The sequence below is a fragment of the Pseudomonas sp. C11 genome (assembly GCF_034683865.1).
Taxonomy (GTDB): domain Bacteria; phylum Pseudomonadota; class Gammaproteobacteria; order Pseudomonadales; family Pseudomonadaceae; genus Aquipseudomonas.
Genome location: NZ_JAWIIP010000001.1, coordinates 229,242 through 241,841, shown reverse-complemented (window position 1 = coordinate 241,841; position 12,600 = coordinate 229,242). Strand labels below are relative to the sequence as shown.

13 protein-coding genes are annotated in these 12,600 nt (G+C 62.3%); 7 read left to right on the top strand and 6 right to left on the bottom strand.

What is annotated here, in order from left to right; translation table 11 throughout:
• Positions 1-39: 39 nt before the first annotated feature.
• Positions 40-1,446 (bottom strand): FAD-binding oxidoreductase, encoded by a 1,407-nt coding sequence (locus VC352_RS01040; protein ID WP_322977722.1) that lies wholly within the window; start codon positions 1,444-1,446, stop codon positions 40-42.
• A 45-nt stretch (positions 1,447-1,491) separates the two neighbouring features.
• Positions 1,492-2,319, bottom strand: a complete 828-nt coding sequence (locus VC352_RS01035; RefSeq protein WP_322977721.1) for a nuclear transport factor 2 family protein — start codon at positions 2,317-2,319, stop codon at positions 1,492-1,494.
• Positions 2,320-2,427: 108 nt separating this feature from the next.
• Between VC352_RS01035 and VC352_RS01030 the strand changes: the two genes are divergently transcribed.
• Complete coding sequence (locus VC352_RS01030; protein ID WP_322977720.1) at positions 2,428-2,640, top strand: DUF2970 domain-containing protein; 213 nt, start codon at positions 2,428-2,430, stop codon at positions 2,638-2,640.
• Here VC352_RS01030 and VC352_RS01025 read toward each other — a convergent pair whose 3' ends face one another.
• Positions 2,641-3,705 (bottom strand): ABC transporter substrate-binding protein, encoded by a 1,065-nt coding sequence (locus tag VC352_RS01025; RefSeq protein ID WP_322977719.1) that lies wholly within the window; start codon positions 3,703-3,705, stop codon positions 2,641-2,643.
• A gap of 419 nt (positions 3,706-4,124) precedes the next feature.
• Between VC352_RS01025 and VC352_RS01020 the strand changes: the two genes are divergently transcribed.
• Together VC352_RS01020 and VC352_RS01015 are read left to right on the top strand one after the other, a co-directional pair.
• The gene (locus VC352_RS01020; RefSeq protein ID WP_322977718.1) at positions 4,125-5,783 is read left to right on the top strand and encodes a nitrite/sulfite reductase; all 1,659 of its coding nucleotides are present in this window, start codon (positions 4,125-4,127) and stop codon (positions 5,781-5,783) included.
• Positions 5,767-6,264: a DUF934 domain-containing protein gene (locus VC352_RS01015; protein ID WP_322977717.1), complete on the top strand. Its 498-nt coding sequence runs from the start codon at positions 5,767-5,769 to the stop codon at positions 6,262-6,264. The genes VC352_RS01020 and VC352_RS01015 overlap by 17 nt, the downstream gene beginning before the upstream one ends.
• A gap of 57 nt (positions 6,265-6,321) precedes the next feature.
• Here VC352_RS01015 and VC352_RS01010 read toward each other — a convergent pair whose 3' ends face one another.
• Both VC352_RS01010 and sohB read right to left on the bottom strand, forming a co-directional pair.
• Complete coding sequence (locus VC352_RS01010; RefSeq protein ID WP_322977716.1) at positions 6,322-7,311, bottom strand: YhdH/YhfP family quinone oxidoreductase; 990 nt, start codon at positions 7,309-7,311, stop codon at positions 6,322-6,324.
• A 30-nt stretch (positions 7,312-7,341) separates the two neighbouring features.
• The gene (sohB, locus tag VC352_RS01005) at positions 7,342-8,361 is read right to left on the bottom strand and encodes a protease SohB (protein ID WP_322977715.1); all 1,020 of its coding nucleotides are present in this window, start codon (positions 8,359-8,361) and stop codon (positions 7,342-7,344) included.
• Positions 8,362-8,591: 230 nt separating this feature from the next.
• Here sohB and VC352_RS01000 point away from each other — a divergent pair, with 230 nt between their 5' ends.
• From VC352_RS01000 to VC352_RS00985, 4 genes are all read left to right on the top strand, one after another.
• Positions 8,592-9,290, top strand: coding sequence for a histidine phosphatase family protein (locus tag VC352_RS01000; RefSeq protein ID WP_322977714.1), 699 nt, complete (start codon positions 8,592-8,594; stop codon positions 9,288-9,290).
• A 56-nt stretch (positions 9,291-9,346) separates the two neighbouring features.
• Positions 9,347-9,658, top strand: a complete 312-nt coding sequence (locus VC352_RS00995) for an SCP2 sterol-binding domain-containing protein (RefSeq protein ID WP_003459932.1) — start codon at positions 9,347-9,349, stop codon at positions 9,656-9,658.
• Between the two features lie 265 nt (positions 9,659-9,923).
• Entirely contained in the window at positions 9,924-10,991 is a 1,068-nt protein-coding gene (locus tag VC352_RS00990) for a phosphotransferase family protein (protein WP_322977713.1), read from the top strand.
• A 15-nt stretch (positions 10,992-11,006) separates the two neighbouring features.
• The gene (locus VC352_RS00985; protein WP_322977712.1) at positions 11,007-11,774 is read left to right on the top strand and encodes an SDR family oxidoreductase; all 768 of its coding nucleotides are present in this window, start codon (positions 11,007-11,009) and stop codon (positions 11,772-11,774) included.
• Positions 11,775-11,903: 129 nt separating this feature from the next.
• Here VC352_RS00985 and VC352_RS00980 read toward each other — a convergent pair whose 3' ends face one another.
• Positions 11,904-12,551 (bottom strand): hypothetical protein, encoded by a 648-nt coding sequence (locus tag VC352_RS00980; protein WP_322977711.1) that lies wholly within the window; start codon positions 12,549-12,551, stop codon positions 11,904-11,906.
• Between the last annotated feature and the right edge of the window lie 49 nt (positions 12,552-12,600).

The window sequence follows — 12,600 nt, the reverse complement described above, 5'->3', positions numbered from 1 at the left end:
GTGGGCTCCAGTAAAAGGTCGGCGGATACGAATGCTCGCTCAGCACATCAGGCTTTCCAGCCGTCCAGCCAGCGCTTGCGCCAGGCGTCGCCGCCAGGCCGGACTGCGCGGGCTGGCAAGCACCTCGTCTTCATGGACGAAGCTGCGGATGATCGCGTTGTAGCCGAGCCAGCGGCAGGGCTCGGGCTCCCAGCGACTCAGACGGGAAATCGGGCTGTCACTCAATACCCAGGGCTGCTGCAGCAACTCGCTGTCGCGCCCGAGGATGAGGTCGGCCAGGGTCCGGCCGCCAAGATTGGTGGCACCCACACCCTCACCGCCGTAGCCACCGGACAGCGCAATGCGGGTGCGCGTGTCGCGCAGCATGTGCGGCTGGAAACGCCGCGCCATGCCGAGGTTGCCGCCCCAGGAGTGGCTGAAGCGCACGTTGCGCAGCTGCGGGAAGAGTTCCCCCATCAGGTAGCGACGCAGACCGAGTTCATCTTCGGTCAGATTGAAGTCGTGACGCAGCCGGCCGCCGAAGCGGTAGCCGCCACGTGCACCGAAGATCAACCGATCATCGAGGCTGCGCTGACCATAGGTGACCTGCCGGCTGAACTCGCTGAAAGCCTGGCCACGTTCCAGGCCGATACCGGCCCAGACATCCGCCGGCAATGGCTCGGTGGCGACGATCAGGCTCTGCACCGGCAACTGGTGATGGCCCAGTGGCGGCAGGCTCGCGGCATAGCCTTCGATAGCCGGCACGACCCAGTCAGCCGAGACGCGGGCCTGGGCGGTGCGCACCAGGCCGGGCTGCCAGTCGATCACCGGGCTGCGCTCATAGAGTTCGACGCCCATGCGTTCAACGCAGCGCGCCAGACCACGCACCAGCTTGGCCGGCTGAATGGTCGCGCAATGCGGGCTATACAGCGCGCCGTAGGCATTGGCGACACGCAGTTGCGCGGCCAGTTCGCTCGCCGATAGCCAGCGGTAATCGTCCTCACCGAGGCCCAGTTCACGCAAATGCTGGAGGTAATCCCGCAGGCGTACTTCCTGCTCGGGGTAACGCGCGGCGCAATACAGCACGCCGCCTTTGCGCAGGTCGCAGTCGATACCTTCACGAGCCACCACTTCGGCCACTTCATCGGGAATGCCGTGCAGCAGGTCGAAGGATGCCTTGCGCTCAGTCGCAGGCAGAGCGCCCAGCAGGCGATCCTCGCCGAGCAGGTTGCCCATCAGCCAGCCGCCATTGCGCCCGGACGCGCCGAAACCGGCCGTCTCGGCCTCCAGGATCACCACACGCAGTTGCGGGGCATGCCGCTTGAGGTAATAGGCCGCCCACAACCCGGTATAACCGGCACCGATGATCGCCACATCGACCTGCAGGTCGGCCTGCAGGCTAGGCCTGGCCGGTAGCGGATCATCGAGCTGATCCATCCACAGGCTGATAGTGCGCCAGGAATTCATCCGCGCCTCCGTCATCCAACGATGACACAAGGCTAGTCGTGGCGATCAGTCGCTGTCTTGCGTGCGTGCACGCGCGGAAATCTCTTTCAGGTAGGCCTTCGGTGACAAGCCGGTATGTCGCTTGAAACAGCTGTAGAACGCCGACAGGGAGTTGAAGCCGGCGGCGAATGCCAGCTCGTCGATACGCTTGAGATCACTCCCAGCCTGCAGGCCATCCAGCAGATATTGCAACCGCGCGCGGTTGACGTAGCGATAGAAGCTCTCGCCGAGCACCTGGTTGAGCAGGTGGGAAATCTGATTGCGGCTGTAGCCGGTGGCGACGGCGACCTGCTGCAGATCCAGCTCAGGGTCGAGGAACGGCTGGCTGCGCTGGAAATAATCCTGAAGATCCTGCGCCAGCTGCCCGAGCTGGCGCGTGGACAGGCCCAACCGGCTGATCGCCGGACGTGAGCTGGCCGTTTCCGCACCGTCACGCCCCTCGCGCACCAGGGTCGCATATTCATTGATTCGCCAGATCAGCCCCTCACGCACGGTGATGGCCTCGCCGGTACGAAACGAGACCAGCCCCTCTCCGCCCTGCAGACTGGTGCGGTACTGGATGAAGGCGGTATGCCCATCGATACGGATACGGTCGACGTGCTCCAACAGCTCCCCTGGCCGACGCGGCAGGTTGTGCTCGACATACTCGCGCAGGTCACTCAAGCGCATGCAGCGCTGCTGGTAGAAGTCGTTGTACTCGATGTCCGGATGATAGAGCGCCAGCACCGCCTCGAGGTCGCGGTGCTTCCAGCTCAGGTGATAACGCAGGATGGTCTCGCGCGTGCGCTCGGTTTGTGCAGCGTCATCGGGGAATGAGGGGTCGGCGGGAAGCATGGAAAACCTGTCAGCGAAGCCTGCCGGCAGCTTGCCTGATTCGCTTTCAATCGCCCAGCCTCGGACGGGCTAGACTCAATGGCGAGATTTCTTCTACCGGAGGTCAACATGGAAAAGGACGAAAAGCCCCTGACCCTTCTGGAAATGCTGCAGAGCGTTCTGGCTGCCGCCTTTGGCGTGCAGAGCGGCAAGAACCGCAGCCGGGATTTCAGCCGGGGCAAGCCCAGCCACTTCATCCTGCTCGGCGTGATCTTCACCAGCTTCTTCGTCCTGGTGCTACTGGGCGTGGTGAAACTGATCCTGCATCTCGCCGTCGGCTGATCACTCCAGCAGCGCGTCGACCGAACAGGCACTGCCGCCCGGGTTGAGCACGGCGCTGAAACGGGTGAAATCGACATCCGCTTGCGCCCGCTTCAGGTGCTTGGCCAGGCTTCGCGCCTGATCGCCGCTGATCAAGCGCAACAGCCGCGCGATCTGATCCTTGCCACCTCGGCTGGCGAAGTCGGCGCCATGCGCATGATCGTAGAGCATCACCAGAGCGCAGCCACCCAGCAGGAAGTGCCCGCTGGCGAGAATGTCGATACGCCCATCCGCATGGGCCTGCAATACGCGTTGCGAATTGTTCAGCGCTGAGTAATGCAGCTTGCGCCCCAGCTCCTGCGCGGCCTGCATCACTCCAAAGGCCATTTCGTCGTTGGCCGACCAGATCAGGTCGAGCCTGGGGTAACGCGGTAGCAGCGCCCTGGCCTGCTCATAGGCACGACGCTGCTGCCACTCGCCGTACAAGGCCTGTTCAAGGCGCACGTTCGGCGCCTCAGCCAACGCCCGGTGCAATCCATCCAGGCGCAAGGTAGCCGAAGGAGTCTGCTTGACCCCGGTAAACGCCAGCATCTGCGCGGGCCGCCCGCCGGCCTGCTCGATCAGCGCACGCCCCATCAGGTAACCCGCCTCTTCATCATTGGGCACCAGGCTGCCGATCCAGTTGCTGTAACGCTCGCGGCTACCACCGGTGAGCGCCCGCTGCTCCGGGTTGAGCGTGCTGTGCAAGGCGAACAGGCGGGTACGCCGCCCCTCGAACAGACGCAGTATCTGTGGGCCGGCGAATTGTTCGTTGGTAAAAATCAGGTAATCCGGAGGGGTTGCCGAGTGGCTGAGCTGACGAGCCACTTGCAGCATGCGCGGCACGTCCCGCTCGCCATAGATGACCTCGAACTGCATGCCGAGCTGCGCGGCCGCCTCGTGCATGAAGCGACTGTAGTCGCCCCAGAACAGCTCGTTGCTGTAACCGGGATTGATGAAAACGACCGAGACGGGCTTATCCGCCGCTCCGGCAACGGCGACCCACAACATCACGCACAGGCCCAGCACCCACCTGATCACCGACACACATCCTCCACAAGTCGGCGCAGTATAGGGCTAACGGCAGAAAAACGCCGAGCCGTGATCAGCAGGTCAGCGGCCGCTGACCCAGAACACTGCAGTGGAGACGACGATGAGGATAAGCAAAAGAATTGCCCAGGCGTCGACGACACTGTCGCCACGTTCGCTATCACTCTGACTGCTCATATGTCCCCCTTCGTTCTTGTCGGTGTAGGTGGTTGATAGGAGTTAAGACCAGCCTTTGTCATCGCTCAAGGCCGTATCGATGCAACGCCGAGCCGGCTTATTACCAAATCATCGGCTGATATACTCAAACTTCACTTTTACGCATAAAGCTGAGCTGGTATCGTGCCCCGGCTCCGTGTTCATACGGGGTGCGCGGCCGTGCGCGCTGATTGGCAGTTGCCTGAAAAACAGGACCCTTCATGTACGTATATGACCAGTACGATCAGAAGATCGTCGAGGATCGCGTCAAGCAGTTCCGCGATCAAACCCGTCGCTACCTCGCTGGTGAGCTGAGTGGCGAGGAGTTCCGCCCGCTGCGCCTGCAAAATGGCCTCTATATCCAGCGCTTCGCCCCGATGCTGCGCATCGCCGTTCCCTACGGCCTGATGTCCTCGACGCAAGTGCGCATGATGGCCAAGATCGCCCGCGATTATGACAAGGGCTATGCGCACATCAGCACCCGGCAGAACGTGCAGTTCAACTGGCCGGAGCTGGAAGACGTGCCGGAGATTCTCGCCGAGCTGGCCACCGTGCAGATGCACGCCATCCAGACCAGCGGCAACTGCATCCGCAACACCACCACCGACCAGTTCGCTGGCGTGGCCAAGGACGAGATCGTCGATCCGCGCCCCTGGTGCGAAATCATCCGTCAGTGGTCGACCTTCCACCCCGAATTCTCGCACCTGCCGCGCAAGTTCAAGATCGCCGTCAACGGCGCTGTGAGCGACCGCGCCGCTATCGAAGTGCATGACATCGGCCTGGAAGCGGTGAAGAACGAAGCCGGGGAACTGGGCTTCCGCGTTTCCGTCGGTGGCGGCCTGGGCCGTACCCCGATCGTCGGCAGCTTCATCAATGAATTCCTGCCGTGGCAGCACCTGATCAGCTATCTCGACGCCATCCTGCGCGTGTACAACCGCTACGGCCGTCGTGACAACAAGTACAAGGCGCGCATCAAGATCCTGGTCAAGGCGCTGACCCCCGAGGTGTTCGCCGAGCGCGTCAACGCCGAGTGGGCACACCTCAAAGACGGCCCGATGACCCTGACCGAGGCCGAAGTGGCGCGCGTCGCTGCGCACTTCGTCGATCCGGCCTACCTGGCCCTGCAGGACGAAGACGCCCTGCTCGCCCAGCAGGACGCCGAGCACCCGGGTTTCGCCCGCTGGCGCCAGCGCAACACCTTCGCCCACAAGAAGCCCGGCTACGTCGCCGTGACCCTGTCGCTCAAGCCCACCGGCGTGGCGCCAGGCGACGTCACCGACAAGCAGCTCGACGCCATCGCCGAGCTGGCTGACCGCTACAGCTTCGGCGAGGTACGTAACAGCCACAACCAGAACATCATCCTCGCCGACGTCGAGCAGCGTCAGTTGTTCACCCTCTGGGGCGAGCTGCGCGAGCAAGGTTTCGCCACGCCGAACGTGGGCCTGCTGACCGATATCATCTGCTGCCCGGGCGGCGATTTCTGCTCGCTGGCCAATGCCAAGTCGATCCCGGTGGCCGAAGCCATTCAGCGCCGCTTCGACGATCTCGACTACCTGTTCGATATCGGCAACCTCGACCTGAACATTTCCGGCTGCATGAATGCTTGCGGCCACCACCACGTCGGCCACATCGGCATTCTCGGCGTGGACAAGAAAGGCCAGGAGTTCTACCAGGTATCGCTCGGCGGCAGCGCCGGACGTGATGCCAGCCTGGCGCAGATCCTCGGCCCGTCCTTCGCCCAGGACGACATGCCGGACGTGGTCGACAAGATCATCAAGGTCTATGTCGAGCAACGTACCGAAGAAGAAAGCTTCCTCGATACCTACCGCCGCATCGGTATCGACCCGTTCAAGGAGCGCGTCTATGCAGCGAATCATTAAGAACGGCCAGGTGCTCGACGAAACCTGGCACCTGCTGGCCAAGGACGTGACCCTGGACGCCATCCCCAACTGCGACGACGTCATCGTGCCACTGGCACTGTGGGTCGAGCACGGCCACGCCCTCAAGGCCCGCGATGGCGGCCTGGGTGTTTGGCTGGAAGCTGGCGATGAAATCGAGGAAATCGCCGATGACCTGGCGAATTTTCAGGTGATCGCTCTGGAGTTCCCGGCTTTCACCGACGGCCGTCACTCCTCCACCGCCTACCTGCTGCGCACCCGCTACGGCTACAAAGGTGAAGTGCGTGCCATCGGCGACGTGCTGCGCGATCAACTGTTCGCACTGCGCCGGGTCGGTTTCGATGCCTTCGCCCTGCGTGCGGACAAGGATCCCATCGACGCCCTCAAGGCCTTCGAGGAGTACGACGAGGTTTATCAGGCCTCTGCCGATCAGCCACTGCCGCTGTTCCGTCGCCGCGCCTGAATCGCCTGCAGAAACGCAAAGGCCCCGCACTGCGGGGCCTTTTCATTGGCGTGGCACTTAGTCCAGATGCACCAGCACCCGACCGACCATGCCGCCAGCAAGGATCTGCTCGATAGCATCAGGCAGTGCCTCGAGCGCGACTTCATGAGCCAGCGGCGCCAGATCCAGCTTCCACTGTAGCGACAGCTTGTCCCACATGGATGCCTTGACCACCAGCGGCAACTCCACCGAATCCACGCCCAGCAGGTTGACGCCACGCAGGATGAACGGCAGCACCGACGCCTGGAAAGCGACTCCTGCAGTCAGGCCGCAGCAGGCCACGCTACCACTGTGACGCAGTGACTTGACCACGTTGAACAGGATATCGCCACCCACCGTATCCACCGCTGCCGCCCAGAGCTCCTTGAGCAGTGGCCGCTCGACGCCCTGCTGCAGCTCCTCACGCGTGACGATCTCATCGGCACCCAGGCCGCGCAGGAACTCGGCCTGGTCCGCCTTGCCGGTGGCAGCCGCGACGCGATAACCGAGCTTCTTCAGCAGCATCACGGCAACGCTACCAACGCCACCTGTAGCGCCAGTGACCAATACGACGCCATCACGCGGCGCGACGCCGACACGCTCCAGTTTGTCCACGCACAGCGCCGCCGTCAGGCCAGCAGTACCCAGCAACATGGCTTCACGCAGCGACAGCCCCTGCGGACGCTTGATCGCCCAGGCCGCCGGTATGCGAATGTATTGGCCAAAGCCGCCAGCTGTATTCATGCCCAGGTCGTAGCCGGTAACGATCACCTCGTCGCCGACGGCGAACTCGCCCACGCTGGAGGCCTCGACCACCCCCGCAGCATCGATGCCCGGCGTGTGCGGGTACTGCTTGGTCACGCCACGATTGCCGCTGGCCGACAAGGCATCCTTGTAGTTGAGCGAGGAATAACGCACGCGAATCAGCAATTCGCCATCCGCGAGATCGGTCAGTTGGCGCTGCACCACCTGGCGCTGGAAGCTGCCATCAGCCTTTTCACTGACCAGCAATGCCTTGAATTCAGTCATCTCCGTCTCCTGTCGTCGTGATTCTTCAAGCTACCAGAAGCGCTGCTGTTGCAGGCGGCTCAGCCAGGTCAGCACGAAGCGGTCGAGTGCCACGCTGGCGGCCAGGCCGACACGCTCCTGCAGGCTTTTCTTCTGGGCGAAATGCAGATGGAACAGCTCGGCCTGCGCCGCACGCTCGGCCAGGTATTGATCGCTGGTCTTGAGCTCGTCGACCAGCAGGCGTTCCTGCGCCGCCATACCCAACCAGACCTCGCCGGTCGCCACGGCATCGATGTCCAGCTGTGGGCGGTAGCGGGCGACGAAGCCCTTGAACAACTCATGGGTGATCTCCAGGTCTTCCTGGAACTTCTCCCGGCCCTTGTCGGTGTTCTCACCGAATACGGTCAGGGTGCGCTTGTATTCGCCGGCAGTCAGCACCTCGAAGTCGATATCGTGCTTTTTCAGCAGACGATGTACGTTGGGCAACTGCGCGACCACGCCAATGGAGCCGAGAACGGCAAACGGCGCACTGAGGATCTTCTGGCCGATGCAGGCCATCATGTAACCGCCGCTGGCCGCCACCTTGTCCACGCACACGGTCAGCGGAATGCCGGCCTCACGGATGCGTGCCAGTTGCGACGATGCCAGGCCATAGCTGTGCACCATGCCGCCACCGCTTTCCAGGCGCAGCACCACTTCGTCCTCGGCCTTGGCCATCGACAGCAGTGCAGTGACTTCATGGCGCAGATTGTCGGTGGCAGAGGCCTTGATATCGCCATCGAAGTCCAGCACGAAAACCCGCGGCTTGCTGCTCGGCGCCTTCTTCTCCAGCTTGGCCGCCTTGGCTTCGGCCTTGCGCAGGGCTTTCAGTTCGTCCTTGCGCAACACCGAGTGCTCCAGATGCTCGCGCAGGTTCTTGTAGAAATCGTTGAGTTTTTCGACCTGCAACTGTCCGCCAGCTCGGCGCCCCTTGCCGCGCAGGGCCGCGATGAAGACCAGCACCACGACGATGGCGACCACGACGGTCAAGGTTTTGGCGAGAAAGCCGGCATACTCACTAAGAAACTCCACAGATCCCCCTTGGAAAACGATTCAGTCAGGCGCGCGGGCCAAAGATTTGCGACGCTGGGCGCCTGAACGAGCATTCAAGCATACCGACGCAAGCGCACATCCACCATTGGCTTACGGACGCGCATCGAGGTTTTTACGGCAATTCAAACAAGCGTATGTTTTTTCGTTGACAGTGCTTCGGCTTCCTCATAACCTCGCGAAACTTTCAACGTGCCGGGAAGACGACGGACGTGGGCAGCATCTACCTGATTCGACATGGCCAGGCTTCATTCGGCGCAGACGATTACGACGTGCTGTCCCCCACCGGCGTGCGCCAGGCAGAGGTGCTCGGTGCGCACCTGGCACAGCTGGGCGTGCGCCTGGATCGCTGCATAAGCGGCAGCCTGCGCCGCCAACAGCACACCGCACGAGCCGCCCTGGAACAACTGGCCACAGCGCCTGCCCTGGAAATCGACGACGCGTTCAACGAGTTCGATGCCGATGCGGTAATCCGTACGCTGGTGCCCGGCATCCTCGCTGAAGAACCCGAAGCGCTGGATATCCTGCGCAATGGCGCGAATAACCGCGCCGAGTTCCAGCGCCTGTTCGCCAAGCTGATCCAGCGCTGGGTGTCCGGCGAATACGATGTACACGGACTGCAGAGCTGGCAGGCGTTCGTCAACCAGGTCGAAGGTGGCCTGCAACGTATTCTCGAGCAGGCAGACAGCAAGCAGAACATCGCGGTGTTCACCTCCGGTGGCACCATTACCGCCCTGCTGCGCCTGATCACCGACGTACCGGCCTGCAAGGCGTTCGAACTGAACTGGCAAATCGTCAATACCTCGCTCAGCCTGCTGAAGTTTCGCGGGCGCGAGGTGAGTCTGGCTTCCTTCAACAGCCATGTGCATCTGCAGCTGCTGAAGGCGCCTGAGCTCATCACCTACCGATGAGCCTGGCCCCATGCGGCTTCGTGCCGCGCGAAAAACCTGAAAAGAAGGATAAGACCATGAGTGTTGCTGACATCGCCCAAACCATGCAATCCAAGTTCAACGCCAGCGCCGCTGCCGGCCTGGATCTGGTGTTCCAGTTCAACATCGAAGATGGCGAGAACTACGCGCTGATCGTCAAGGACGGCACCTGCGCCCTCGAGCAAGGCGACAACCCGAACGCCAACGTGACCCTGATCATGGACAGCGAAACCCTCAAAGGCATCGTCAGCGGCGAGACCGACGGCATGCAGGCCTTCATGGCTGGCAAGCTGCGCGCCGAAGGCGACATGATGCTGGCGATGAAGCTGGGCGAACTGTTCCCGGTCTGATCAGCGAGCTGATTGCAAGACACGAAAACCGGAGTCCTGGCACTCCGGTTTTTTATTGCCTGCATCCCTGGCGCCGCCCCTTCGTGTCGTCGCTGCGCGACGCCTGCAGACGGCTGAACCGGGCCACTCCAAGGTGACTGATCAGGCAGTTTGATCGAGGGGCAACACGCCCACCTATAACGGCGCGTATTGCTTGTGACGACCCGGGTGCAGCATTAAATTAGAAAATTATCTGGGGCACCCATCATAAGTAGAAGGGATAGACATGGCGCTCACTGATCAATCCACTGGCATCCGCGCAGGTGAAGAACTTGACGCAGGCACCATCGACGCCTATCTCAAGGCCCACATCTCCGGTCTCGAAGGCGCACCACGTATCAGCCAGTTTCCAGGCGGCGCATCGAACCTGACCTACCTGATCGAATACCCCCAGCAGGAATTCGTGCTGCGTCGCCCGCCGTTCGGCCACAAGGCCAAATCCGCCCATGACATGGGCCGTGAGTACCGCATCCTCAATCAGCTCAATGCCGGCTTCCCCTACTGCCCCAAAGCCTATGTGCACTGCACCGACGAGTCGGTGATCGGCGCCGAGTTTTACGTCATGGAGCGGGTCAAGGGCATCATCCTGCGCTCGGAGATGCCGGCCGAGCTGAGCTTCAGCGCCGAGCAGACCACGACCCTGTGCAAGAGCTTCATCGACAAGCTGGTCGAGCTGCACAATGTTGATTACAACGCCTGCGGCCTGGGCGACCTGGGCAAGCCAGAGGGTTATGTCGAACGCCAGATCAAGGGCTGGAGCGACCGCTACGAGAAAGCCCTGACCCCTGACGCACCGACCTGGGAACCGGTCAAGGCCTGGTTGAACGACAAGATGCCGGCCGACCACCACAAGCCGGGCATCGTGCACAACGACTACCGCTTCGACAACGTGATCCTCGACCCGAATAACCCGATGCAGATCATCGGCGTGCTCGACTGGGAGATGACCACCATCGGCGATCCGCTGATGGATCTGGGCAACACCCTGGCCTACTGGATCGAAGCCGGCGATCCGCCACCGGTACAGCTGATGCGCCGCCAGCCGAGCAACGCGCCGGGCATGCTCACGCGCCAGCAGTTCGTCGACTACTACGCCGAAAAAGCCGGCATCGCGATCAACAGCTTCGACTTCTACTACACCTACGGCCTGTTCCGCCTGGCCGGTATCGTGCAGCAGATCTACTACCGCTTCTATCACGGCCAGACCCAGGACAAGCGCTTCGCCCAGTTCATTCACATGAACAAGCTGCTGGAGCAGATGTGCCTGCAGGTCATCGCTAAATCCACTCTCTAACCCGGGGTAATCACAATGTCCAAGACCCACCTGTTCGACCTCGACGGCAAGATCGCCTTCGTCTCCGGCGCCAGCCGCGGCATCGGCGAGGCCATCGCCAAGCTGCTGGCCCAGCAAGGCGCCCACGTGATCGTCTCCAGCCGCAAGATCGACGGCTGCCAGGCCGTGGCCGATGCCATTATCGCCGACGGTGGCAAGGCCACCGCCATCGCCTGTCACATCGGCGAGATGGAGCAGATCCAGAACGTCTTCGCGCAGATCAGAGAACAGTTCGGTCGCCTCGACATCCTGGTCAACAACGCCGCCACCAACCCGCAGTTCTGCAACGTGCTGGACACCGACCTCTCCGCCTTCCAGAAGACCGTCGACGTGAACATCCGTGGCTACTACTTCATGTCCATCGAAGGCGGCAAGTTGATGAAGGAAAACGGCGGCGGCTCGATCATCAACGTCGCCTCGATCAATGGCGTCTCCCCGGGCGAGTTCCAGGGCATCTACTCGGTGACCAAGGCCGCCGTGATCAGCATGACCAAGGTCTTCGCCAAGGAATGCGCGCAGTTCGGCATTCGCTGCAACGCGCTGCTGCCGGGCCTGACCGACACCAAGTTCGCTTCGGCGCTGACCAAGAACGACGCGATCCTCAAGCATGCCCTGCAGCGCATTCCGCTCAAGCGCGTGGCCGACCCGAGCGAAATGGCCGGTACCGTGCTGTACCTGGCCAGCGACGCCTCCAGCTACACCACTGGCGTAGCCCTGAACGTGGATGGCGGCTTCCTTTCCTGAGGGCCGATGCCATGAACGACAAAGGCACCTTGTAGGTGCCTTTTTTGTAAGTGGGCGGAGCTCGTCTCTAGACCATCCTGGTCAATGTGGGCTGAAGCCCACCCTACGCCCTCGCCATACGCCCTGCCGCTACCAATCCTTCAGCGCGGCCTTGGCGGCTGAGTTCATCGGCTCGGCAAGAAGGCCAGTTGGCGTCAGGCTGACGCTGTATACCGCGTCATCGGCAATCGGCAGGTAGGTTACGCGCAAGGCCTGCGCATCGAACAGAAACAGGTCACGCTGATTCAGGCGCAGCCAACGCCACAGATCGACGCCATAGGGACTTTGTGCCAGTTGCACGCGCCCTCGCTGCGCCAAGGCCTGCTGTTCGATGGCGAGAAAGCGGCCGGAAAGGCGCTCCAGGCGATACCCCGGCTCCAGGCCGATCAGATTGGCCAACCCCTTCCAGCGGATCAGGCGCCCGTCGAGCTGCCACAAGTCGCCTTCCAGTGTAACGGTACGCTCCCGACCGCCCTCCAGCAGGCTCACGCTGTAGCGCTGCGGCCCGTCGGCCTTGAAGCTCAGGGTGACCAGCGGCTTGCCCTCGGGCAATCGCTCGTAGCTGTACAGATCGTAAGCCACCAATCCGACCAGAGCGGCCAGCGCGAGGAACGCCAGGCCAACGGTGCCCCGCAACCAACCGAGAAACCAGCCGGCATTGAGCAGGACGCGCAGCGCCACCAGCAGCACCAGAAGCGCCAGCAAGGCGACTGCCCAGGCCAAGCCGTTGTATTGCATCGATCACGTTCCTTCTCTGGCGAAATGCGGGCATTATGCGCAGCTCTTC